Annotated in this window: 22 protein-coding genes; 11 read left to right on the top strand and 11 right to left on the bottom strand. The window is 64.9% G+C overall.

Annotation, left to right across the window (positions count from 1 at the left end; genetic code table 11):
- Positions 1-193 precede the first annotated feature (193 nt).
- The 3 genes from C7G41_RS25950 to C7G41_RS25940 all read right to left on the bottom strand — a co-directional run bounded on the left by C7G41_RS25950 (position 194) and on the right by C7G41_RS25940 (position 2,008).
- Positions 194-1,477 (bottom strand): lytic murein transglycosylase, encoded by a 1,284-nt coding sequence (locus C7G41_RS25950; protein ID WP_106945183.1) that lies wholly within the window; start codon positions 1,475-1,477, stop codon positions 194-196.
- A 68-nt stretch (positions 1,478-1,545) separates the two neighbouring features.
- Positions 1,546-1,773 (bottom strand): hypothetical protein, encoded by a 228-nt coding sequence (locus C7G41_RS25945; protein ID WP_106945182.1) that lies wholly within the window; start codon positions 1,771-1,773, stop codon positions 1,546-1,548.
- A gap of 4 nt (positions 1,774-1,777) precedes the next feature.
- Complete coding sequence (locus C7G41_RS25940; protein WP_106945181.1) at positions 1,778-2,008, bottom strand: hypothetical protein; 231 nt, start codon at positions 2,006-2,008, stop codon at positions 1,778-1,780.
- A 153-nt stretch (positions 2,009-2,161) separates the two neighbouring features.
- Between C7G41_RS25940 and htpX the strand changes: the two genes are divergently transcribed.
- Together htpX and C7G41_RS25930 are read left to right on the top strand one after the other, a co-directional pair.
- The gene (htpX, locus tag C7G41_RS25935) at positions 2,162-3,094 is read left to right on the top strand and encodes a zinc metalloprotease HtpX (protein WP_106945180.1); all 933 of its coding nucleotides are present in this window, start codon (positions 2,162-2,164) and stop codon (positions 3,092-3,094) included.
- Positions 3,095-3,228: 134 nt separating this feature from the next.
- Positions 3,229-3,870: a tetratricopeptide repeat protein gene (locus tag C7G41_RS25930; RefSeq protein ID WP_199198609.1), complete on the top strand. Its 642-nt coding sequence runs from the start codon at positions 3,229-3,231 to the stop codon at positions 3,868-3,870.
- A 163-nt stretch (positions 3,871-4,033) separates the two neighbouring features.
- Here C7G41_RS25930 and C7G41_RS25925 read toward each other — a convergent pair whose 3' ends face one another.
- A complete protein-coding gene (locus C7G41_RS25925; protein ID WP_106945178.1) occupies positions 4,034-4,381 on the bottom strand; it encodes a hypothetical protein in 348 nt (115 codons plus the stop codon).
- A gap of 164 nt (positions 4,382-4,545) precedes the next feature.
- Positions 4,546-5,352 (bottom strand): hypothetical protein, encoded by an 807-nt coding sequence (locus C7G41_RS25920; protein ID WP_106945177.1) that lies wholly within the window; start codon positions 5,350-5,352, stop codon positions 4,546-4,548.
- Between the two features lie 228 nt (positions 5,353-5,580).
- Between C7G41_RS25920 and C7G41_RS25915 the strand changes: the two genes are divergently transcribed.
- A complete protein-coding gene (locus C7G41_RS25915; protein ID WP_106945176.1) occupies positions 5,581-5,874 on the top strand; it encodes an antibiotic biosynthesis monooxygenase in 294 nt (97 codons plus the stop codon).
- Between the two features lie 203 nt (positions 5,875-6,077).
- Here C7G41_RS25915 and C7G41_RS25910 read toward each other — a convergent pair whose 3' ends face one another.
- A complete protein-coding gene (locus C7G41_RS25910) occupies positions 6,078-7,523 on the bottom strand; it encodes a short-chain fatty acyl-CoA regulator family protein (RefSeq protein WP_106945175.1) in 1,446 nt (481 codons plus the stop codon).
- 227 nt (positions 7,524-7,750) lie between these two features.
- On the opposite strand from C7G41_RS25910, the gene C7G41_RS25905 reads away from it, so the two are divergent.
- The 3 genes from C7G41_RS25905 to C7G41_RS25895 all read left to right on the top strand — a co-directional run bounded on the left by C7G41_RS25905 (position 7,751) and on the right by C7G41_RS25895 (position 10,372).
- Positions 7,751-9,382 carry an isocitrate lyase gene (locus C7G41_RS25905; protein ID WP_106945228.1) on the top strand — a complete coding sequence of 544 codons (1,632 nt, stop codon included), beginning with the start codon at positions 7,751-7,753 and terminating at the stop codon, positions 9,380-9,382.
- A 30-nt stretch (positions 9,383-9,412) separates the two neighbouring features.
- The gene (locus tag C7G41_RS25900; protein ID WP_007595122.1) at positions 9,413-9,619 is read left to right on the top strand and encodes a hypothetical protein; all 207 of its coding nucleotides are present in this window, start codon (positions 9,413-9,415) and stop codon (positions 9,617-9,619) included.
- 198 nt (positions 9,620-9,817) lie between these two features.
- Positions 9,818-10,372 carry a hypothetical protein gene (locus tag C7G41_RS25895; RefSeq protein WP_199198608.1) on the top strand — a complete coding sequence of 185 codons (555 nt, stop codon included), beginning with the start codon at positions 9,818-9,820 and terminating at the stop codon, positions 10,370-10,372.
- Positions 10,373-10,472: 100 nt separating this feature from the next.
- Here the strand turns inward: C7G41_RS25895 and C7G41_RS25890 are convergent, their stop codons facing one another.
- Entirely contained in the window at positions 10,473-11,354 is an 882-nt protein-coding gene (locus tag C7G41_RS25890; RefSeq protein ID WP_106945173.1) for a metallophosphoesterase, read from the bottom strand.
- 80 nt (positions 11,355-11,434) lie between these two features.
- On the opposite strand from C7G41_RS25890, the gene C7G41_RS25885 reads away from it, so the two are divergent.
- The 5 genes from C7G41_RS25885 (at position 11,435) to C7G41_RS25865 (ending at position 15,476) form a co-directional block, all read left to right on the top strand.
- On the top strand, positions 11,435-11,926 hold the full coding sequence (locus tag C7G41_RS25885) for an NUDIX domain-containing protein (protein ID WP_106945172.1): 492 nt from the start codon (positions 11,435-11,437) through the stop codon (positions 11,924-11,926).
- Positions 11,927-11,988: 62 nt separating this feature from the next.
- Entirely contained in the window at positions 11,989-12,936 is a 948-nt protein-coding gene (locus C7G41_RS25880) for a glycosyltransferase family 2 protein (RefSeq protein ID WP_106945171.1), read from the top strand.
- 67 nt (positions 12,937-13,003) lie between these two features.
- Positions 13,004-13,519: a GNAT family N-acetyltransferase gene (locus C7G41_RS25875; RefSeq protein WP_106945170.1), complete on the top strand. Its 516-nt coding sequence runs from the start codon at positions 13,004-13,006 to the stop codon at positions 13,517-13,519.
- A gap of 37 nt (positions 13,520-13,556) precedes the next feature.
- Positions 13,557-14,273: a methyltransferase domain-containing protein gene (locus C7G41_RS25870; RefSeq protein WP_106945169.1), complete on the top strand. Its 717-nt coding sequence runs from the start codon at positions 13,557-13,559 to the stop codon at positions 14,271-14,273.
- Positions 14,274-14,306: 33 nt separating this feature from the next.
- Entirely contained in the window at positions 14,307-15,476 is a 1,170-nt protein-coding gene (locus C7G41_RS25865) for a hypothetical protein (RefSeq protein ID WP_245446687.1), read from the top strand.
- Between the two features lie 225 nt (positions 15,477-15,701).
- On the opposite strand, the gene C7G41_RS25860 is transcribed toward C7G41_RS25865, so the two are convergent.
- From C7G41_RS25860 to C7G41_RS25845, 4 genes are all read right to left on the bottom strand, one after another.
- Positions 15,702-18,068, bottom strand: coding sequence for a TonB-dependent receptor (locus C7G41_RS25860; protein ID WP_106945167.1), 2,367 nt, complete (start codon positions 18,066-18,068; stop codon positions 15,702-15,704).
- A gap of 148 nt (positions 18,069-18,216) precedes the next feature.
- Entirely contained in the window at positions 18,217-18,621 is a 405-nt protein-coding gene (locus tag C7G41_RS25855; RefSeq protein ID WP_106945166.1) for a DUF2946 domain-containing protein, read from the bottom strand.
- 158 nt (positions 18,622-18,779) lie between these two features.
- Entirely contained in the window at positions 18,780-19,826 is a 1,047-nt protein-coding gene (locus C7G41_RS25850) for an alpha/beta fold hydrolase (protein ID WP_106945165.1), read from the bottom strand.
- 307 nt (positions 19,827-20,133) lie between these two features.
- Complete coding sequence (locus tag C7G41_RS25845) at positions 20,134-22,197, bottom strand: hypothetical protein (protein WP_106945164.1); 2,064 nt, start codon at positions 22,195-22,197, stop codon at positions 20,134-20,136.

The following is a 22,197-nucleotide window of genomic DNA, read 5'->3' as shown; positions in this document are numbered from 1 at the left end:
TACAATCGCGGGAGAGGCTTGTGCAGTGCGAAAATTCTACCGAGCGGGCTTGTGGTGCTATCGGCGCCATACCCTCGCTGTCATCGCCCGCGAAAGCGGGCGATCCAGTACTCCGAGGCAGCTGTGATTGAATCGATAGGCCGCGGCGTACTGGATGCCCCGCTTTCGCGGGGCATGACAGCGATTCGAGTGCCTAGCGGATCGTCCCCGCTGGCCGCGCCTGCGCCGTGCCGCCGCGCATGCGGGCGAGCAGCTCGGCGGTGGGCCAGGAATCCGCGGGCAGACCGTATTTGATCTGCATCGCCTTCACCGCGGCGCGGCTCTGCTGGCCCAGCACGCCGTCGACCTTGCCGACGTTGAAGCCGGCCTGGACCAGAAGCTGCTGCAATTGCTTGAGCTCGTTGAACGGCAGTTGCACGACCGGTGTGGACGGCTTTCGCATCGGAGCCGCGCCCGCGATGCGGGTGGCGAGATAACCTGCGGTGGTCGAATAGATCAGCGAGTTATTCCACTCGGTGTAGGCCGCGAAATTCGGGTACGCCATGAAGGCCGGACCAAAGCGCCCCATCGGCAGCAGCACGGAGGCCGCGAGATTGTCGTTCGGCAGCGGCCGGCCGTCGGGATAGGTCACTCCCAGCTGCGCCCATTTCGAGCGCGGTTGTTGCACGGTGAGGTCGGTCTGATCCCACGGCAGGTTCTGCGGTACCTTGATCTCCTCCAGCCACGGCTCACCGCGCCGCCACTTCAAGCCGTTGGCGATGTAGTTCGCGGTCGAGCCGATCACATCCTCCTCACTGCGGAGGAGATCGCGTCGTCCGTCGCCGTCATAGTCGACGGCATAATTGACGTAATGCACGGGCAGGAACTGGGTCTGCCCGAGTTCGCCGGCCCAGGAGCCGACCATCTCGTCGGGATGCAAATCGCCCCGGTCGATGATCTTCAGCGCGGCGATGGTCTCGTTCACGAACATCTCCGAGCGGCGGCAATCATAGGCCAGCGACACAAGCGATTTCAGTGTCGGCAGATTGCCCATGTTGACGCCGAAATCGCTCTCCAGTCCCCAGAACGCGGCGATCACCGCCGGCGGCACGCCGTATTCCTTTTCCGCGCGCGCAAATGCGGCCGCATGTTGCTTGATATGCTGCTGGCCGTTCTGCATGCGATAGGGCGCGGCCATGCGGCCGGCAAATTCGGTGAAGAGCTGGCCGAACACGCGCTGGCCGCGGTCACGATTGACGATGCCCTGGTCGTAGACGAGGTAAGGCGAGGCCGCCGCGATCGTCCGTTGCGACACGCCGGCTGCAACGGCCTGTTGTTTCACATCGGCCAGGAAGCGATCGAAGTTCGCGCCACTGTGGCACGACGCCGCGCGCGGCGAGGGCGCAGTGGCCCTGGGGGCTGCGGGTTTTGCGGACGGCGCCGCAAGCTGGGCGGAGGCGGGAAGGACGAGCGTGAGCAGGGCGGCGGCCGCGATCATTGCGACCGCAAGGCGAGAACCTAGGCAGTTCATCGGCATCGATATCTCTGGTGCTGGGTGGATAAGCGCTAGGCCGCTAATACGGCGCGCTTGACCGCGAGTGGCAACGCGATGGAGCGGAACAACGTTTTCGGATATAAATAAGCTTCGCCTGACTCATCGATGATGCGCAGCATGCCATGCTTGTCGGCCGCGGGGTCGCGCAGCGCCTCATAGATCTTGCGCTTCTCGAGAGAGGCCGCATACCCCTCGTTGTCCACACAGATCACCAGTTGTTTGCTTCGCGACTTCGTCATGATTTCAGAGCAGGCTCTTGAGCTTGAATTCCTTGCGGCCGATGCCGGCAGCCTCATACCAATGTATCTCAGCGAGGTGGGTAGAGCCATCGGATAATCGCACTCGGGCGATGCCCTTGCGCTTTCGCCAACGTCCTCGCCCATAGATCCGTCGCAGTCGGGCGACCTCGCGGATGCCGGAGCCGCTGGCGAAGGTTTCGATCTCGGTAATCTCGCCGAGAATCTCGAAGTGCATGGCTTTGATCGTGCCCTCAGGTCCCCGGCTGGGTCAATAGCCGCGGCTCCGCGACGCACCCGGAAACCTTGCGGGCGGGCCGGGGTCATCCCTACCTCATGCTCGCCGGCCCGCAACGCCTCCAGCGGCCACGGCCGGCCTCGGGAGACGGCCATGAACTATCTTCGTACCGCAATGCTGCTCGCAGGCCTCACCGCCCTGTTCATGGGCGTCGGCTATCTGATCGGCGGTGCCGGCGGCGCCATGATTGCGCTCGTCATTGCCGCGGCGACCAATCTCTTCACCTACTGGAACTCCGACCGCATGGTGCTGTCCATGTATGGCGCCCATGAGGTCGACCGCAGCAGCGCGCCGGAGCTGGTCGGGCTCGTCGCCGAGCTTGCGGTCCGCGCCGGCTTGCCGATGCCGCGCGTGTTCCTGATGGACGAGCCGCAGCCCAACGCGTTTGCCACCGGGCGAAATCCCGAGAATGCCGCGGTTGCGGTCACCACCGGTTTGATGCGCCAGCTCAGCCGCGAAGAGCTCGCCGGCGTGATCGCGCACGAGCTCGCCCATATCAAGCACCATGATACGCTGCTGATGACCGTGACCGCGACCATCGCGGGTGCGATCTCGATGCTGGCGCAGTTCGGCATGTTCTTCGGAGGCAACCGCGACAACAACGGCCCGGGCATCGTCGGCTCGATCCTGATGATGATCCTCGCCCCGATCGGCGCCATGCTGGTGCAGATGGCGATCAGTCGTACCCGCGAATACGCAGCGGACAATCTCGGCGCGCGCATCGCCGGTCAGCCGATGTGGCTGGCATCGGCGCTGGTGAAGATCGAGGGCGCGGCGCATCAGGTCCCGAATTTCGAGGCGGAACGAAATCCCGCCACCGCGCACATGTTCATCATCAATCCGCTGTCCGGCCACGGCGTCGACAATCTGTTCGCCACCCATCCTTCGACGCAGAATCGCGTCGCGGCGCTTCGGCAACTCGCAGCCGAGCTTGGCGCGCAGGCGTCGGCGTCGATCGGCGCCAATGAGAACTATCCGCCGCGGAGCCCGTGGGGCCGCTCGTCTTCACGCGGCCCTTGGGGCTGACGCAGAAGCCACCCCAATTTGCGCGCTTTGTGACCTGTCGCACACAGGACGGTCCCGGCCGGTGCTAACACCCTGGCGTGACAGTTCCTGCGAAAGGGGATGCGTGGTCGGCCCTCTGCCTGCCACCGTCGAAGATGACCAAAGCTGCGGTACCATTGTTGATTGTCCTGGGCGTGCTGATTGGCCTGTCCACGCACACCGTCGTCAATTGCGGGGACGAGGACGATCCCGACATCTGCTCGGCGGTGATCGGCTTCTCGCCGCTGCGCGGCTCGCTGATCGCGTTCGCCTATGAAGGGCGCGGACGGATCGCGCTGCGCCATGGCGACTGGCGGCGGGCGATCGCGGATTTCGACGAAGCCATCCATCTCAATCCCAACCGCGCCTCGCTCTATCGCGATCGGGCGCAGGCGCGCCGGCAGAACGGCGATCTCGAACTTGCGATCGAGGATTACGACGAGGCGATCGCGCATGATCCCAGGCACGCCGCGCCCTATCACCAGCGCGGCCTTGCGCTCGCCGCCGCCGGCGATCTCGATCGCGCGATCCTGAGCTACAACACCGCGGTCCGCCTCGACCCGTCCGATGCGCAGCCTCGGCTCGACCGCGGCCTCGCCTTCCTCGCCCGCGGCCAGGCGAATGAGGCGCGCGCCGATTTCGAAGCCGCGCTGGCACTGCCCGCCGGCAAGGATGCCCGCACCCGCGATGCGGCGCGCGCAAAGCTCGCCGAACTGACGAGCGCCGAGCCGACCCGGGTCGCCGCGCCAGCGAGGTGAAAGGAGTTTCTCTCCCTCTCCCCGTTCTCACGGGGAGAGGGTTGGGGTGAGGGGCTCCATCCACATGCGCGACCATCGCGGTATCTGTACCCCCTCACCCGGATCGCAAGAGCGATCCGACCTCTCCCCGCAAGCGGGGCGAGGTGAAGCGCGCGATTCGCGCCTACTTCGCTTTCTTCGCTTTGGCCTTCTTCGCCTTCTTCACCGGCTTTTCCTTGGCGGCTTTCTTCTCCACCTTCACCGCGACCGGCGTGCTGGCGGCGATCCGCATCGACCGCGCGTAGCTGTCGGCGACGTTGTCGGCGGACATTTGCAGGCGCTTGGCGGCGGCAATGGCCTGCTCCATGGTGGCCTTGGCCATCATCTTGAAGCGGTCGCCGGTCTCCTTGCTTTTGGCCTTGGCCGCAAGGCCGTTGAATCGGTCCCGCCGCTCCTTGGCGCGGGTCATCAGGCCCGTATGCAGCTGTCTGGCCAGTTGCCGGATCACGACATCCAGGTCGGCGTCCGCCATGTTGTTCTATCCTCTTCCAAAACAGTATCGATGCGGGCGGGACTATGCAGATCGAGCCCCGCCTTGGCAATTCCCGGCCAGGCGTCATCCGCAGCTTCCGGTGACACAAACAAAAAAGCCGCGCTGCGCGCGCGGCTCTCTGGCTCGGTTTGACGTTCTTTGCCTTACTTCAGCGACGCCACCGGGCCGCTTGCCGCTGCCGGATCGGGGTCGAAGCCGAACACGCCGACCAGATATTTGTAATAGTCGGGCATCTTCTCCTTGAGCGCCTCGCGCGACTTCGGGTCGTGGAATTCGCTCTTGCCGGCCAGGAAGATGCTGGCGGTCACCGCAAAGAATTCCATGTGATTCTTCAGCGCGTAGGATTCCTTGGGCAGAAGATCCTTGGACTTGGCGTAGGCGTAATAGCCGATCACGCCCTTGTTGGCGTAGCCGTCCGGCAACAGCCGTGCGTGGTAGGCGTGCAGGAGCTCGTGCAGCAGCACGGCTTCCTTTTCGTAACGCATCATGTCCGGCCGCAGCATGATCACGCCGAGGCCCGAATCGACCGCGAGGTCGACGGCATTGGGATTGGTCCAGCGCTGCGTGGCATGGTCCCAAACAGTGAGCGTCCGCGGCACGCGGCGCTCGACGTTCGGCGCGACCCGGCCGTAGCACGCGGTCGCGGCGCCCTCGTCGAGGCAGGCGAGCTCGCTCGCGATGATCGGGACGGTGCGGAAAAAGCGCAGCACGCGCGGCGAGAGGCCGGCAGCCTCGACCACGTCGATCTGGCTCTTCACATTGTCGGTGAGCTTGTCGACATCCTTGCGGTCGGAATTCTCCGACAGGTCGAACATGTAGCCGCGGTAGTTCTGGAAGCCCGGCGGTAACGCCTGAGCTGCGCCGGCGGACGCATCCAGCGGTCCGGCATGGGACGGATTGGCAAAGAGCGCGCCGACAATGGTCGCGGTCAGCAGCAACGCAATGCGCATGATGAACCCCCTGATGTCACTTCGCGCGGCAGAATAAGCTGTCGTTGTTTGCGAAAAGTGAGTGGGGCGAGACTAAGGCAGCGATGTTGAGGCGTGCTTAATCGATGGTTGCAGATCGCGGAAGTGAATTAGCGCCGGGTTAACCAAGCGTGGATTGCCCGCGCGCTTCGGCGTAGCATGCGATCCGGGCACCAGGCCCGCAAACTAGATAGCCGGAAGGAGGATGCCATGTATGCCGCCATCCGTCAGGCCAAGGCAAAAAGCGGGAGCGCCGAAGAGCTGGCGCGCCGTATCAAGGAAGGCGCCGTTCCGATCATCAGCGACGTCGACGGCTTCCGCGCCCATTACGTCGTCTATGCCGGCGACGACACGGTCACGGCGATTTCGATCTTCGACAAGTTCGAGCAGGCGGAGGAGGCGAACAGGCGTGCGATCGCCTGGATCGAGAAGGATCTGGGCTCGCTGCTTGCCGGCGACGCCCGCGCTGCCGCAGGGCCGGTGATCGTGCATACGCTGGCGTAGGGATTGGATCGCTTCTTCCCCGACGTCGTCCTGGCGAAAGCCAGGACCCATTACCCCAGGGAGCAGTTGTGGCACGAGATCGTAGTTACGAATCTTCGCCAAACTCGCTTCTGGGGTAATGGGTCCTGGATCTGCGCTTCGCTTGTCCAGGACGACAGCGAAGTGAGTGGCGTGCGTTTGCCGCCAAACGCGCAGCCGCCCCCTTACAGCTCCCTCGCATTCGAAAACGCGAACGAGCTCACGCGCCGCGTCGTCTCGTCCAGGATCAGCGTGCGCGTGATCGGCGGCTCGGCGCGCTGGGCGCAGTTTTCGCGCTCGCAGAGACGGCAGTTGACGCCGATCGGCGTGCCTTCCGTTTTCTCCAGATCGATGCCGGCAGCGTAGACGAGGCGCGCGGCGTGACGGATCTCGCAGCCGAGGCCGATGGCGAAGCGCGGCTGCGGCAGCGGGTGCGGCGCGACGGGGCGGCGTACCATCTGCGCGATCGAGAAATAGCGCGTGCCGTCCGGCAGCTCGATGACCTGCTTCAGCAGGCGATCAGGCGTGTCGAAGGTCGAGTGCACGTTCCACAACGGACAAGTGCCGCCGAATTTCGAGAACGGGAACGTGCCCGATGAAAATCGCTTCGAGACGTTGCCGGCATTGTCGACGCGCAAGAGGAAGAACGGGATGCCGCGCGCGTTCGGCCGCTGCAGGGTGGTGAGCCGATGACAGACCTGCTCGAAGCCGGAATTGAAGCGCTGCGCCAGCAGATGGATGTCGTAATTCAGCGCTTCCGCCGCAGCCAGGAAAGCCGGGTAGGGCATCATCACGGCGGCCGCAAAGTAGTTGCCGAGCGTGATGCGGAACAGGCGGCGCGGTGTGTCGTCGAGCGGGCCGGCGCGGCCGATGATGGTCTCCAGGGCTTGCGCGCATTCAACCAGGCCGAGCTGGAAGGCGAGCTGGAACGCGCGGCCGGGCGGGTCGACCAGCTCGGAGATCAGGAGCTGGCGGCGGTGGCGGTCGAACCGCCGGAGCGTCTCGCGCATCACGTCCACCGGCATGATGCGGGTCTGGATCGAATGCTTTTCGCGCAGCCGTGCCGCGAGCGCCGCATAAAGCTCTTCGGCCGGGACGTTCAGCTCGTCGCGCAGAGTCTCCGCGGCCTGCTCGAGTTCCGGAAAGTAGTTGCGATTGGCCTCGATCAACTCGCGGACGCGCTCGACCGGATTGGCCTCATAGCGGGTGCCGACGTCGCGGTCGGCCATTTGCGCCGCCGCCAGCGTCTCGCCCTGGCGGGCCTCGGTATAGGCGGCGTAGAGCCGTTGCAGCGCATGGGTGACGCCGGGGCAGAGTTCGGCGAGATCGCGTAGTTCCTGCTTGGGAACGTCGATCTGGCGGAACAGCGGGTCGGAGAAGATCTCGTTGAGTTCGGCGAAAAAGCGGTCCTCGTCGGCGGTCGCGAGGTCGCGCAGGTCGAGGTCGTAGGTTTCGGCCAGCCGCAGCAGGATCTGCGCGGTCACCGGACGCTGGTTGCGCTCGATCAGATTGACGTAGCTCGGGGAGATCCCGAGCCCCTCGGCGATCTGGGTCTGCGACAGCCCCAATTGCTGCCGAATCCGCCGGAAGCGCGGGCCGACGAAGAGCTTCTTGCTGGAACCGGCGGGCATTCTCAGGTCTCCAGGGGCATCAAGGGCAGGCTTGCTGACCTATATTCTTTACAAGATTTACAAAATTACATCTAACACATGTTCCGATGTTACATGACATCACCATTCGAATACAAGCCCCCTATACGAGCTTTGCTTTCTCGCGTTTAGCTTCTGACACGCATCTCGCAATGCATTGTCAAGAATGTCGGTGGCTGGTGGCCATCGTCGGCGAAAGGATCAGGCACATGAACTACCAGCCCCGCGGCATTAGCACCCTCCAGGCCCCCGCCTCGTATCAGAGTGAGGTCGAGGCGGCCCGGTCGCTCCTGGAGACCCAGCCGACTTGGAACGGGGTGTCGGCCGAGGCGGTCGCCCGCATGCGGCTGCAGAATCGCTTCAAGACCGGCCTCGACGTCGCCCGCTACACCGCGGCGCTGATGCGGGCCGACATGGCCGCCTATGACAGCGACCCCACCAAGTACACGCAGTCGCTGGGCTGCTGGCACGGCTTCATCGCCCAGCAGAAGCTGATCTCGGTCAAGAAGCACTTTGGCAAGACCGATCGTACTTACCTGTACCTGTCCGGCTGGATGATCGCGGCGCTGCGCTCCGAGTTCGGCCCGCTGCCGGACCAGTCGATGCACGAGAAGACCTCGGTGCCGGCGCTGATCGAAGAGCTCTACACCTTCCTGCGTCAGGCCGACTCGCGCGAGCTGAACGATATCTTCCGCAACCTCGATAAGGCCCGCAAGGAAGGCGACAAGACCAGGGAGAAGGAGCTGATCGAGAAGATCGACAACTTCCAGACCCATGTCGTGCCGGTCATCGCCGATATCGACGCCGGCTTCGGCAATGCGGAGGCGACCTATCTGCTCGCCAAGAAGATGATCGAGGCGGGTGCCTGCGCGCTCCAGATCGAGAACCAGGTGTCGGACGAGAAGCAGTGCGGCCACCAGGACGGCAAGGTCACCGTGCCGCACGAGGTGTTCCTGGCCAAGATCCGGGCCTGTCGCCACGCCTTCCTCGAACTCGGCGTCGAAGACGGCGTCGTTGTGACCCGCACCGACTCGCTCGGTGCCGGCCTGACCCAGCAGATCGCGGTCAGCCACAAGCCCGGCGACCTCGGCGACCAGTACAACAGCTTCCTGGATTGCGAGGAAGTGACGGCGGAGAACGCCCGCAACGGCGACGTCATCATCAACCGCAACGGCAAGATGATGCGTCCGAAGCGGCTGCCCTCCAACCTCTATCAGTTCCGCCCGGGCACCGGCGAAGACCGCTGCGTGCTCGACAGCATCACCTCGCTGCAGAATGGTGCAGACCTGCTCTGGATCGAGACCGAGAAGCCGCATATCGAGCAGATCGCCAAGATGGTCGACCGGATCCGCAAGGTGGTTCCGAACGCGAAGCTGGCCTACAACAATTCGCCCTCGTTCAACTGGACGCTCAACTTCCGTTGGCAGGTCTACGACGCGATGAAGGAAGCGGGCAAGGACGTCAGCAAGTACAATCGTGCCGAGCTGATGAAGGTGGAATACGACGATACGCCGCTGGCGAAGGAAGCCGACGAGCGCATCCGTACCTTCCAGGCGGATTCGGCCAAGCGTGCCGGCATCTTCCACCACCTGATCACGTTGCCGACCTACCACACGGCGGCGCTCTCGACCGACAATCTGGCGAAGGAATATTTCGGCGACCAGGGCATGCTCGGCTATGTCAAGAACGTCCAGCGCGCCGAGATCCGTCAGGGTATTGCCTGCGCCAAGCATCAGAACATGGCCGGCTCCGACATCGGCGACGACCACAAGGAATACTTCGCCGGCGAGGCTGCCCTGAAGGCGGGCGGCGCTCACAACACGATGAACCAGTTCGGCTAACGCATCACGCTAATCGACAGGAGACTGACAATGACCAACAGCAATTTCTGGGTGATCGGCGGCGAGTTCGGTTCGATGAACTTCCACAAGCTCGTGGAAGGCTCGGCCCAGGTGCAGGGTCCGTTCAAGACCCGCAAGGAGGCCGAGGACGCCTGGCGCTCGGTCTCGGAAGAGAACCGCCACAAGGCGGGGGTCCGCTTCTCGATCGTGGAAGAGCCGTCGCGGGTCTCGGCCTGACGATCTGAACTAACATGACAATCTGAGCTAAGAAGACGTCCAAGGACGGGGGTCCCATCCGGCGCAAGCCGGGTGGGACCGTCTGTTTTTGGCACAGGTGAAAGATTGTGGGCGCCGTAAGTGACTGGAATTGTGGGGCCTTTGCGGACACTTTGGTTGCTGATAGGTTAATCCGGCCAAGTGAGGACGAGGCCGCCAATGTCAGAGCCCGAGACCAGCGGGATCCATCCCAGTCAGCCGCGCCCGGTGCGGCTGCGCGATGCGCTGTTGCGGGCGCGGATCGAGGCCGCCGACCGGACCGGCGTCGTCGTCGATTTGCGCGATGCCGAGGTGGCGCGGCTCGAGATCCTCAACGATTCGCTCGATCCCCTGTTCGCGCAGGTCCCCGAGCAGATCGACCTGTTCGACCGCGGCATCAGCCAGGGCGATACGCCCAGGCTCTGGATCGACGTCGTCGCGCATGTCTTGATGGGGCGCGACAAGCGGATGTACCGCTTCGTGCAGGACACCCGCTTCGGCCGCATCGTGCTCGCCGAATCGCACGACACGTCTGTCATCGTCGAGGCCGTCACGGACTACGTCGCGCGCCGCATGATCGAGCGCGAGCATGCGATGGTGGTCCCGCCCGAGCCAAAGCCCGAGGCCGTGCCGCCGCGGCGCCGCTCGCGCCTCTGGCCGTTCGTGTTCGGATTTGTGCTCGGCGCCGCCGCGTTGTTCGGGGTTGCCGTGCTCGCGGCCCTGCGGAGCTGGTGACGACGCCGTCATTGCGAGGAGCGAAGCGACGAAGCAATCCAGGCTGCCTCCGCGGAGGGACTCTGGATTGCTTCGCTGCGCTCGCAATGACGGCGTGGGACTAGACCAACCTTACATGCTTGATCTGCCCGATCTGAAATCCAGCCCCCAGGCTCCGCACCGTCTGCTCGCAACGCCAGCCGGTGTTGTCCTTCTCGATCGTGAACAGATTGTAGGCCGCAGCCGGGGTGTGCCCGTGCGCGAGCGCGGAGGCCGAGGGCACGCCGATTGCGGGAATGTTTCCGTTGGGGCCTTCGAACCACATCGTCGAATGAATGTGGTCGTGCCCGTGCAGGATCAGCTCGACGCCGTGGCGCTTCAAAAGCGTCAGCAGCCCGGCAGAGTCGGTCATCCGCTTGTGGCGCGCGTGGGACTTCAGCGGATGATGCACCAGCAGTACGCGAAAGACGTCCTCGGCCGCGAGCCGCTCGAGCACCTCTTCGAGCGACGCGAGCTGATCGGGTCCGAGCGTACCTGTCGCCATCAACGGCAAGGTCGGCACCGCCGTGGACAGGCTGATCAGCGCGAGCGGCCCGCGCCGGCGCAGGCTCGGAAAGCCGATACGGCCGTCGTCGCCCGCAAGATAGGGCGCGAAGGTTTCGCCGAAGCGATGAAAGGTGGCGCGGACATAAGCGTCGTGATTGCCGGGAATCGTGGTGACGCGGTCGGGCGGGCCGACGCCGTCGAGCCAGGCGCGCGCGGGCGCGAACTCCGCCTCCAGCGCCAGATTGACGAGATCGCCGGTGACCGCGATGTGGTCGGGACCTTGCGCCTTCACGTCGGCGACGAGTGCGTCGAGCACCTCGCGGCGCTGGTACTTGTGACGGTTGCGCGTCCAGTTGACGTAGCCGAGCGCACGCTTGCCGGCGAGCTCGATCAACCGCGGCTTCGGCAGCGGCGGCAGATGCGGGTCGGACAGATGGGCGAGCGTGAAGGGGGCCATGGGGGGCGATTGCCTCGCTATTCGCCCGCTGTAATGGCAAGGTCGCAGGCCAGGTGCAAGCGGGGCATCGAGGGAGCCCGATGGGAGAACGTCTGAACAGCGTCCGACGGAGAGTCGAGCCGCTGCTGCGGCGAATCTTCCACGCCTATTTCCTGCTGGTCCGCGGCATGACGCTCGGCGTCCGCGCCGTGGTGCTGGATACTGAGGGCAGGGTGTTCCTGGTCAGGCACAGCTACGTCACGGGCTGGTATCTGCCCGGCGGCGGCGTCGATCTCGGCGAGACCATGGAGCAGGCGCTGTGGCGCGAGCTCAAGGAGGAGGGGGATATCGATCTCACCGGCGACGCCGTGCTGCACGGCATCTTCCTCAACAGTCACGTCTCCCGCCGCGACCATGTCGCGGTCTACGTCGTCAGGCAGTTCAAGCAGGATCGCCTGCCCGCGCCCAACCGCGAGATCGCCGAATGCGGATTCTTCGCGGTCACCGCGCTGCCCGAGGGGACCACGCCCGGCACGCGGTTGCGGATCGCGGAAGTCCTGCACGACAGGCCGCGGATTGCGACGTGGCGATGATGGCTGCCTGTGCTAGTAAATCGCCGCGCCTGCGGTGTCGGCGCATGGACGAGGGATGAAGATTGTCTGAATCGACGAGGTCATGGCCATTTCGGGTCGCCGTGCTGGTGCCCTGCTACAATGAGGAAGCCGCCGTCGCGGCGGTCGTCGCCGATTTCCGCAAGGCACTGCCCGCGGCCGAGGTCTACGTGTACGACAACAATTCGACCGACCGTACCGCGGCAATCGCGCGCGAGGCGGGAGCGATCGTGCGCAGCGAACGGCGCCAGGGCAAGGGCCACGTCGTGCGCCGCATGTTCGCGGACATCGAGGCCGACATCTACGTGCTTGTCGACGGTGATGCGACCTACGACGCGCCGAGCGCGTCGCGCATGATCGACCAGCTCCTCGATGAGCATCTGGACATGGTCGTGGGTCTGCGTGTCGATCAATCGCAAGCGGCCTACCGGCGCGGTCATCGCATCGGCAACCGGCTGTTCACTGGTTTCCTGGCATCGACCTTCGGCCACGCCTTCAAGGACATCCTGTCCGGTTACCGCGTGTTCTCGCGCCGCTTCGTCAAATCCTTCCCGGTCCTGTCCGGCGGTTTCGAGATCGAGACCGAGTTTGCGGTCTATGCGCTGGAATTGTCGCTGCCGGTCGCCGAGGTCGAGACGCCCTATTACGCGCGCCCGGAAGGCTCCTTCTCCAAGCTCAACACCTGGCAGGATGGGCTGCGCATCTTCAACACGATGCTGAAGCTCAACCGGTCGGAGCGGCCGCTGCGATTCTTTTCGGCGATCGGCATCGTCCTCGCGCTGCTATCGATCGCTTTCGGATTACCCGTGGTGATCACCTTCCTCGAAACCGGCCTCGTCCCGCGCCTGCCGACCGCCGTGCTCTCCATGGGGCTGATGATCATGGCGCTGCTTTCGGCTTCGTCGGGGCTCGTGCTCGACACCGTGACGCGCGGGCGGCGGGAAATGAAGATGCTCGCCTACCTGTCCCAGCCGCCGCTCGGGCGGACCTGAAATTGCCTCCGGAGCCGGGCGCAATCGTATGGACCGCTGCCCTCCAAGGTGATATCCCGCCGACGCGATGAACGATCTCTCACTCACCATCCTGTCGGAATCCGCCGGCGATGCTCACGCGATCGAGCGGCTGCACGAACGCACCTTCGGGCCCGGCCGCTTCGTGCTCAGCGCGTACCGCATCCGCGAGCACGTGGATCATCTGCTCGATCTGTCCTTCACCGCCCGCGTCGGTACGTTGCTGGTCGGATCCGTCCGGCAATTGCCGATCTGCGTCGGCGACACGCCGGCACTGCTGCTCGGGCCCCTGACGGTCGAGCCTCCGTTCCGCAGCCGCGGCGTCGGCCGGCTGCTGCTCGAGCGCGCGCTGAAGGATGCGAAGGCGCAGGGCCATCGCCTGGTGCTGCTGGTCGGCGACGAGCCCTATTACAGCCGCGTCGGCTTCAAGCAGGTCGCCAAGGGGCGCGTCACCATGCCGGGCCCGGTCGATTACAGCCGGCTCCTCGTCACCGAGCTGGTCGAGGGCGCGTTCGAAGGCGTATCGGGGCCGGTCGTTCCCGACTGGAGCAAGGCGCGCATCTGACGCGCCATCGCTTCGAAGCTCATATGAAGGTAGGGCAGTGCCGGTCGATCAGCAATATTACCGGGAAGTGGCGTCCGGGAGCACGGCGGAAAAGCTGCTGATCGCGGCGCGCGACCGCATCTACCAGGATTTCATCGCCCGGATGCAGCCGTCTGCCTCGGACGAGATCCTGGATGTCGGCGTGTCCGACGTGATCAACGACGGCGCCAACGTGCTGGAGCGAAGCTACCCGCATCAGCACAAGATCACGGCCTGCGGGCTCGGCGAAGGAATAGGATTCAAGGCGGCTTTTCCGCTTTGCCGTTACGTGCAGATCGAACCGAATACACGGCTGCCGTTTGACGACAATGCGTTCGATGTCGCGACGTCCAATGCCGTGCTCGAACATGCCGGCAGCCATGAAAATCAGGTGCTTCTGGTCGAGGAGCTTTGCCGCGTCGCGCGGCGGGTGTTCATCACGGTGCCCAACAGGTTCTTTCCGGTCGAGCACCACACGGCCATCCCGCTGGCGCACTATCTGGACGGCACCTTCAGGATCGCCTGCATGATCACCGGCAAGTCGGAATGGACCGACGAGCAGAACTTGATCCTGATGACGCGACAACGGCTGCTGGGGCTCGCCGCGCTGGTAGCCAAGTCTGCGAGTGCCAAGTCTGCGATTGCCAAGTCGTCCAACTCTAAGTCCGCGGCCGTGGGCTACACCGGTTTGTCGCTCGGCCCGCTATCGTCCAATCTCTATCTCGCATTCCGCTAAAGCCGCGCTGCCTCCCGTCGCATCATGATCCCGATGAACAAGATCCGTACCAGCAAAGCCGTCTTCGCCGTGTTGTTTCTTGCGGTGCTGGTCGGCCATTTCTGGACCATGATGCGATGGAACGAGGCGCGCGGCGTCTATGACGACATCTGCTACCTGCGGCAGGCGCATCTGTTCCAAAGGTTCGGTCTGGTGGAGGGCTTCGACACCAGCCTCACCCGCGACGACGATGGCTATCAGAAAGCAAAGCTGAAGGAGATCGGCTACCCGGACTGGGACGATACGACCGCTGCGCCCTGTCACAATCTGATGCCGGCCACGGGGAAGGTCGTCATTCAATACCCGCCGGGTGTCGGCCTCGTGCTGGCGTTGTTTCCGGCAGGCCACCAGGTCGTGTCCATGTACATGCTGGCGACCATTGTCGTCCTCGGCTTTGCGCTGTTCGCCCTTTCTCTCGCGCGCAGCATGAGGTCGGTCCTGATGGCCGGGACGTTCGGCTGTCTTGCGATCTACCTGATGGTCAATCCGGTCAAGGCGAGCTATTCGATGGCCCCGACGGTCGTCGTGTGCGCGCTCGCAGGATGTCTTACGGCGCGATGGCTGACAGGCCCGCGATCTCAACCGGGGATCTGGCTGCTGGCGCCCATCGGTTTCCTGCTCGGATTGACCGTCGATTTCCGGTTGGCCAACCTCTTCCTGGCGTCCGGCTATGGTCTCTTTCTCCTCGTCGCGTTCCTTGCGGAACGGACGATGTCCCGGTTCTTGCAGGGGGTCGTGTTCGGCGTCGCGTTGCTGGCCGGCGTGATCCCGACCATCATCTCTTATGCCGTCAACGCCGGCAGTCCGTTCGCATCGACCTACGGCAACAACCCCGATGTCAGGCCGCTGGATTTTTCGTTCGCGGTGGTCCGGGACTATCTGGCCGATCCGCTCCAGACCTTGCTGATCGTCATCGGAATTGCAGGCTCGATCTGGCTGTTGCGGCAGGCGAACGGCATTCGCCGCGTCGCGCTGCTCACGATGGCCAATCTGGCGCTCAACCTCGCCTTCTTCTTCACCTATCCGATCGCGACGCCATATTACACGATCCCCATCTCTCTCCTGACATTGTGGACCCTGCTGTTCGCCGCGCTGTTTCAGGAGGCGGCAGAGGACGCCCCTGAAGCAGCCGCTTTCAGCCAACGCGCGATGAAGTCCGGCTAGCTATCGCGCCTTCGGCGTCGCAGAGCATCGTCCCGGTGTTAACTTTCGCTCCATCCGGCCGGCCCGTTACCCCATCTACGGCGTCGTTGAAGCGCCGCGGCTACTCCGTCATTGCGAGCGCAGCGAAGCAATCCAGAATCTTTCCGCAGAGGCAGCCTGGGTTGCTTCGCTGCGCTCGCAATGACGGTATCTGTCGGGGCCCTGAGGGCCCCGACCGGAGCAAGCCTAGAACTTGAAGTTGGCAAACGCCCGCACGCCGATGCCGGGCATCAACACCTCGTCCTTGGTGTAGGACACCGAATTGCGGATGTTTTCGTTCAACAGATTGTTGCCGACGAGGCCGAGCAGCATCTCGCGCGCGCCGAATGCATTCGGGTTGAGCTTGGTCTTGTAGCTGACCTCGGCCTTCAGCAAATTGTAGCCCGCCGTTGGCGTCTCCGCGATCACGGCGACGTTGTTCTGCGCGAAGGCGTGCAACAGGTTGATGCGGGCAAGCCAGTTGTCGTCGCGCCAGAACACGCCGCCGCCCAATCTCACCGGCGGAATGCGCGGCACGTTGGTGCCGTCGGTGAAGGTGGCGCGGACCACGTCGAACTGGTTCTCGATGCCCCAGATGCCGCCCTGGAACGCACCGACGTCGAGCTGCGACTGGAATTCGCCGCCGCGGAAGTTCGCGTCCCGCTGTGAATAGACCGCCTGGTTCACCTCGGCGCCGGGGGCGCCGCACGAGGCAAAGTCGTCGTCGCACATCACGCCGGTGAGACGGCGATAGATGAAGTTGTTGAAGTGCCTGTAGTAGACCGTCGCCTCGAACCGGAACGGCCCCGTCGCCTTGCGCAGGCCGACCTCGACGGATTTTGCCGTCTCGATGCCGAGGTTGGGGTTGCCGATGTCGAAGGTCGCGGTCGCATCATGCGCGCCGCGCGAGAACAGCTCCGCCGCCTTCGGCGCGCGCTCGACATATTGCGCGGTGATGCTGCCGACCATGCCGCCCGGCAGATCCTGCAACAGGCCGATGCTGCCGCTCTTCGGCGTGAAGGACGGATTGCGGCCGATACCCGCCTGCGGCGTGCCGTCGGGCAGGAAGTCCGCGGGAAAATCCGGCGTCGTGCCGTGCAGCTCGACATGCTCGATGCGGCCGGCGATCTGCGCCCGCGTCGCGTCCGTGAACTTGAACTCGTTGAAGGCGTAACCGGCAACGCGCGTGCTGTTGTTGGGGTCCCACAGGCCGTTGAACAGCGTGCCCGGATTGTCCGGGCTCGGCGCGCTCAATTCCTGATGACCGACCTGGAAGCCCAGCGCCGTCGTCACCTCGGCGAAGCGCGCGTTGAACGGCATCAGCTGCACCTCGGTGCGGATCTCCTGCTCCTTGTTGGTGAAAGTCTGCCGAACGCCGTCGGTGTTGGGATCGGCGGGATCGGCAAGCCCGATCTCGTTGTGCCGGTAGTCGGTCGCACCGGCCCAGAAGCGAACGATTTCGATCGCCGCAGCATCGGGATGGTACTCGCCCTTGACGTTGATCTTAGTCTGGTGGCCGTCGATCCGCGTGTTGTGGTCGGCGCCGTCGATGCCGGGGATGTGGTAGAGCGCGTCGTTCTGCGTGATTGCGGCACCGATATAGCCGCCCTGGAAGAAGTAGGAGCCGCCGATCGAGGCGCCGTCCGAGCGCGTCGCCGAGTTGGGCTGGCGTCCGTTGGCGACGGGCCGGGTCTGGTCCGTGAGGTACGGGTAGCTCGGGATGCTGTAGTCGGTGGTGTTGCGCCCGTAGACGTCGGCATGGAAGGCGAAATTGCCGCCGCCGGTGTCGAGCAGCACGCCGCTTTCGACGCCGCGGTCGACCGAGCTGAACGCGCTGCGCGTCTCGGCGGTGACGCAAGGCGATGTTGCGGCGCCCGCGAGCGGCGCCTTGACCGGCAAGCCGAAACTCTGGAACGGCTGGGCACCGCAGTTCGGCAGCGCGTCGGGAATCCGGTTGTTGGTGGCGCTGACGACGCCGCCGATCGAGGTCGAGCCGTAGCGCAGCGCAGCCGGCCCGCGCACCACCTCGACCTGGTTGGTCGCGAGCGGATCGATCGGGACGAAGTGATCCTCGCCGAGGTCGGAGGCGCCGCCGGAATTGGTACCGTTCTCGACGATGCCGACGCGGTTGACGTCGAGCCCCCGGATGATCGGCCGGCTGGAAGCGCCGGGTGCGAAGCTCGAGCCGGTGATGCCGGGTTTCGAGAACAGGAGATCGCCGAGCTGGCCGCCGCCCTCGCGGCGGATCTCCTCGTTCGGCACCACCGTGACGGTCGCGAACTGGTTGGTCACAACAGGCAGCACGCCCTGCTGAGGTGCGGCCGGCGTCGAGGCTGCCGGCGTGGTGTCCGTGGTGCGTTCGTGGCTGCGTGCCCGCGCCGTTCGCGTGGGGCGGCCCGGGTTGCGGGTCGGCACCACCGCCCTGCGCACGATGGGGCTCGGAGCCGTCACGGTGACGGCGGGGATCTCGGTGGACGCCGGCTTGTCCTGAGCCAACGCCGGGATGGCGGCTGCGCCGAGCAGGAGCAGGCTTGCTCCGCCAAGGCGCTGCGCGCGCCGCAATTCAAATGACATGGTCCTGATTCCAGTCAGGCGCCGTCCGCATGATTGTCGGATGATCGGAGGCGGCCTGCCGTCGCTGCGCGACGGAATTCGACTTCAACGTCTCCCGGGCGTGCGCCGACATGCAGCGAGCCCAGGCGTGATCAAGCGTTGTTGGAAGTCAGGACGCGGGAGGGGCGCGCGGCTGGAACGCCGTGCCGGCCGATTTCAGATGGACGAATTCGGCGTCGGTGGTGCGGTAGAGCAGGTCGATTGCCTGCGGCAGCAACAACACAGGCGGCGCCGCGAACATGACGGTGCCGGCCATCGCGACCAATGCGCAGATCGCGCAATTGTCCTCGCCCGGCTGCTCCCGGTCGGGGGCCAACGGCGATTGCCTCTCGACCGCGGCACGGTCGATCGACGCAACGCCGTTGCTGCTGTCGGTCTGCTGAAGCGAGGCCTGCGCGAGGGGAGCGGCTTGGGCGAACCAATGGCTGTGGCCGAACGTCAGCGCGAACTGCACCAGCATCGCGAAGATCGCGAGCCGGGCGCCGTGCCTGATATTCGACCGGAACCACTTCATCTGAAAACGCCACCCCACATCGCGAGGCATCATCCCCTGATCCCGCGACGTTATAATGTAACATCGCCCGATCGGTTACTGGATGTCAACCGCTGTCGAGCCGACCCGCGCGAGCCGGCTCCTCGATGTGTTGTGCGGGCAACTGAAAGCCTACGGCTTCAGAGCTTTTTGCTCTGGAGCCAGGTGCGGATGGCTTCGATGTGTTCCGCCTTGCGTTCCAGCGGCAGCCAATGGCCGGCGGGCATGCTTGTCACCGTCAAGTCCGGGCAGGCCGCGCGCATCGGGTCACCTTGGCGATTTCCGATGATGCTGCAGATCTGATCAAAGTTGCCGTTAACGAACAGCACCGGCTGCGACAGGCGGCCGCCACTGGGTGCCTTGCGCGCATAGGCGATGTTGGCGTCGTCGTTCAGGTACCATGCGCAGGATGGGCGGAAGCCGTGAGCCCTAAACGTCTGCACCAGCATGTCGAAGTCTGCCGGCGGCCAGAGAGCCGGATCAGGCTCAGTCGGCGGGGCGCGGTGCGCGGCGCCAAAGCGCCCTCCATTGCGCGTGACCATCGCATTCGGCGAAACCTTGTCGATGCCGGCGGGGTTGCCTGGCCGAAAGATCGACGCCAGCGATGCTGCCAGGTCTGCATCGAGGTCGGCGACTGCCGCCTCGAAGTGCGTGGTGTAGTAACGGTAGTAATCCCATTGGCCATCCGGATATTGGTCAACCGGATAAATCGTTCGGTCGACCAGCGGGACGACTGTGCGCAAGGCGTGCCCGTCGGGTTGATACGCCAGCGAGGTCAGCACGACTCCGCGGCTGCGCTTTGGCTGATGCGCGACCAACTCACCGACCACAACACAACCCCAGTCGTGGCCGACCCAGATCGCAGGCTTGCCACCGAGGTGATCATGGAGTTCGGCCATGTCCGTCACGATTTCCTCGATGGTATAGGCGTCGTTGGCTGCAGGCGTGGAAGAGTCGCCGTAGCCGCGCAGATCGGGAGCGACGCAGTGCCAACCGTCGGCGGCAAACGCTTCCATCTGCGCGCGCCACATCAAACTGATGCTCGGCCAGCCATGGACGAAGATCATCAACGGTCCGTCGGCCGGCCCGCACTCGATGTAGCGCGTCGTCTGACGAGGCGAGCTGAACGTGCGCTGATCGAGCGTTAGTTCGGCTCCAGAACTGATCGGATGAAGTGGGTCTGTCATGGTCGAGGAACTCCGCTTGAATCGGCTGGTTCTTGAACGCGATGCGCTCACTGAGCGCTCGCGCCGTTTGGGTGCTGCGAAGGCTGCGTCCAGAACTGCTCTTGTCCGCGGGGTGCGATGCCTGGACAGGGAGACCTCTGCCAGCGGCCGAGAAAGAACCGCCTCCAGATTCCCAACGCGCTACATTCGACCAAGTTCGGGGGGAAGGCGCTATGGAGCTTCCGGCGAAGAAGTGACGATGGGACTTATCCGACTCACGGAAGCGAAGGGAGGCGCGTAAGCTCGGTCATGCTGGCGCGTAAGCCGCCTAGCGCCCTTCACGGACCCACGTCGCGGCAAACGCGCCGAGCAGGAGCAGGAGCCCGATCAGGCCGGCAAAGATCGGCAGCACGCCGACGCCCTTCACCACGCTGGCGTCGCGCATCCGCACGCCCATCCAGCCGTCACCATGGAAGACGCTCGCCGAGCGGACCGGCAGGATGCGCGGCAGCTCGACGCTGGCGCCGTCGACCACGCGCACGGCGTCACCGCCGGTCGCCTGGGTCAGCGGCTTCAACGTGTCGGTGGTGGAGGTGACTTCCGAAAACTCCTTCGGATTGGTCGGGCCGACATTGATCAGCGCCTTCAGCGTGCCGTCGGTGGCCTGCCACAGGCCGAGCTCGCTCGCCGGCAGGCTGGCGCGCCATTCGCCGGGATCGCCGGCTGCAAGTGTCAGGTCACGCGACACGCCCGACGGCGAGGTCACGCTCACCGGCTGAACGCTGTCCGCCATGGTCTGGCGCACCACTACGAGATTCTTGCCCTGCACCTGCAGGCGCAACGCTTCCTCGTCCAGATCAGGCTGCTTCATCAGCCAGTGCGACATCCGCCGCAACAGGTCGAGATGCGGGCCGCCGCCTTCATAGCCGCGTGCCCACAGCCAGATGTGGTCGGAGAGCAGCAGCGCGACGCGGCCCTCGCCGAAACGCGACAGGAACAGCAGCGGCTTGCCGTCGACGCCCGTCATGACGGGCGGGTTGACTGCATTGCGGGTGTCGACGGTGCGGAAGAACCGGCTCCAGCGCGGCGGCTCGGAGGCCGAGCCCTCGAGGCCGCGCGTGACGGGATGGCGTTTGCCGACGTCGGACAGATGCGCGTAGAACGGCTTTTCCGTCACCCCGACCGGTTCGGCCGGCAGCACCGAATCCAGCGGCGTGCGCCAGATGCTGGTGTTGGAAGCGTAGTCGGGGCCGGCCGAGACCAGCACCGCGCCGCCGGAACGCACGTAGCGGGCGATGTTGTCGAAATAAGCGATCGGCAGCACGCCCTGGCGGGCATAGCGGTCGAAGATGATCAGCTGGAATTCGTTGATCTTCTGCTGGAACAGCTCGCGGGTCGGAAACGCGATCAGCGACAATTCGTTGATCGGCGTGCCGTCCTGCTTCTCCGGCGGCCGCAGAATGGTGAAGTGGACCAGATCGACGCTGGCATCGGACTTGAGCAGGTTGCGCCAGGTGCGCTCGCCGGAATGCGGCTCGCCGGAGACCAGCAGCACGCGCAGCTTGTCGCGCACACCGTCGATGGCGACGACGGCGCGGTTGTTCACCGGCGTCAATTCTCGCTCGAGCGGCGAGGCCTCGATCTCGACGATGTTCGGCCCGGAATGCTTGATGTCGACGTCGACGCTTGCGCTCTGGCCGCTCGAAAGCGTGCGCTCGTTGATGACCTCGCCGTCTCTGCGGACCGTGACCTTGGCGCGCTCGCCGCTGACGCCCTGGTCGTCGAGGCGGTAGGTGATGGTCTGGGGCTGTCCGACGATGCCGAAGCGCGGCGCGGCGATGACCGCGATACGGCGGTCGCGCTCGTCCTTCTGCCCCGTGATCAGCGCGTGCACCGGCGCCTGGAAGCCGAGCCCGGCGGCGTTGGCCGGAATGTCGTGGACGCGGCCGTCGGTGATCAGGAACGCACCGGCGACGCGGTCGACCGGCACGTCGGACAAGGCCGAGGCCAACGCGCCGAACAGCTTGGTGCCGTCGGTCTCGCCGTCGGCCTGTCCGGCATCGACGACACGAACCTCGAGCCCCTTGATCTTCTTCAGGCTGTCGACCAGCGCTTCCTGCGCCTGAGCGGCCTCGCGATTGCGGTTGCCGAAATTCTGGCTCGGGCTCTTGTCGACCACGATGGCGGCGACCGAGGTGAGGGGATCGCGGTCCTCGCGGGTGAAGGAGGGATTGGCGAGCGCCAGCAGGAACAGCGCCAGCGCGGCCACGCGCACGGCAGCGCCGCGCGCCCGCGCCAGCAGCAGCACGAGCGCGATGACGACGATCGCGGCCAGCGCGAGCCACAGGACGATCGTGGGAACCAGCGGCGTGAATGCAATGCCGTAATTCAT

Origin of the sequence: Bradyrhizobium sp. MOS002 (genome assembly GCF_003020115.1) — a bacterium.
In the GTDB taxonomy this organism is placed as follows: domain Bacteria; phylum Pseudomonadota; class Alphaproteobacteria; order Rhizobiales; family Xanthobacteraceae; genus Bradyrhizobium.
The sequence above is the reverse complement of the archived record's forward strand: the minus strand, read 5'-3'. Positions and strand labels throughout refer to the sequence as shown.

What these genes read in the sequence shown, in the direction of transcription:
- C7G41_RS25910 (WP_106945175.1), bottom strand. Translation starts at nt 7,523, where the DNA reads ATGCCCGCCGGTTCCAGCAAGAAGCTCTTCGTCGGCCCGCGCTTCCGG.
- C7G41_RS25890 (WP_106945173.1), bottom strand. Translation starts at nt 11,354, where the DNA reads ATGGCCCCCTTCACGCTCGCCCATCTGTCCGACCCGCATCTGCCGCCG.
- C7G41_RS25925 (WP_106945178.1), bottom strand. Translation starts at nt 4,381, where the DNA reads ATGGCGGACGCCGACCTGGATGTCGTGATCCGGCAACTGGCCAGACAG.
- C7G41_RS25950 (WP_106945183.1), bottom strand. Translation starts at nt 1,477, where the DNA reads ATGATCGCGGCCGCCGCCCTGCTCACGCTCGTCCTTCCCGCCTCCGCC.
- C7G41_RS25850 (WP_106945165.1), bottom strand. Translation starts at nt 19,826, where the DNA reads ATGACAGACCCACTTCATCCGATCAGTTCTGGAGCCGAACTAACGCTC.
- C7G41_RS25900 (WP_007595122.1), top strand. Translation starts at nt 9,413, where the DNA reads ATGACCAACAGCAATTTCTGGGTGATCGGCGGCGAGTTCGGTTCGATG.
- C7G41_RS25860 (WP_106945167.1), bottom strand. Translation starts at nt 18,068, where the DNA reads ATGTCATTTGAATTGCGGCGCGCGCAGCGCCTTGGCGGAGCAAGCCTG.
- C7G41_RS25905 (WP_106945228.1), top strand. Translation starts at nt 7,751, where the DNA reads ATGAACTACCAGCCCCGCGGCATTAGCACCCTCCAGGCCCCCGCCTCG.
- C7G41_RS25920 (WP_106945177.1), bottom strand. Translation starts at nt 5,352, where the DNA reads ATGCGCATTGCGTTGCTGCTGACCGCGACCATTGTCGGCGCGCTCTTT.
- C7G41_RS25895 (WP_199198608.1), top strand. Translation starts at nt 9,818, where the DNA reads ATGTCAGAGCCCGAGACCAGCGGGATCCATCCCAGTCAGCCGCGCCCG.
- C7G41_RS25945 (WP_106945182.1), bottom strand. Translation starts at nt 1,773, where the DNA reads ATGACGAAGTCGCGAAGCAAACAACTGGTGATCTGTGTGGACAACGAG.
- C7G41_RS25940 (WP_106945181.1), bottom strand. Translation starts at nt 2,008, where the DNA reads ATGCACTTCGAGATTCTCGGCGAGATTACCGAGATCGAAACCTTCGCC.
- C7G41_RS25855 (WP_106945166.1), bottom strand. Translation starts at nt 18,621, where the DNA reads ATGAAGTGGTTCCGGTCGAATATCAGGCACGGCGCCCGGCTCGCGATC.
- htpX (WP_106945180.1), top strand. Translation starts at nt 2,162, where the DNA reads ATGAACTATCTTCGTACCGCAATGCTGCTCGCAGGCCTCACCGCCCTG.
- C7G41_RS25845 (WP_106945164.1), bottom strand. Translation starts at nt 22,197, where the DNA reads ATGAATTACGGCATTGCATTCACGCCGCTGGTTCCCACGATCGTCCTG.
- C7G41_RS25930 (WP_199198609.1), top strand. Translation starts at nt 3,229, where the DNA reads ATGACCAAAGCTGCGGTACCATTGTTGATTGTCCTGGGCGTGCTGATT.
- C7G41_RS25885 (WP_106945172.1), top strand. Translation starts at nt 11,435, where the DNA reads ATGGGAGAACGTCTGAACAGCGTCCGACGGAGAGTCGAGCCGCTGCTG.
- C7G41_RS25875 (WP_106945170.1), top strand. Translation starts at nt 13,004, where the DNA reads ATGAACGATCTCTCACTCACCATCCTGTCGGAATCCGCCGGCGATGCT.
- C7G41_RS25915 (WP_106945176.1), top strand. Translation starts at nt 5,581, where the DNA reads ATGTATGCCGCCATCCGTCAGGCCAAGGCAAAAAGCGGGAGCGCCGAA.
- C7G41_RS25865 (WP_245446687.1), top strand. Translation starts at nt 14,307, where the DNA reads ATGAACAAGATCCGTACCAGCAAAGCCGTCTTCGCCGTGTTGTTTCTT.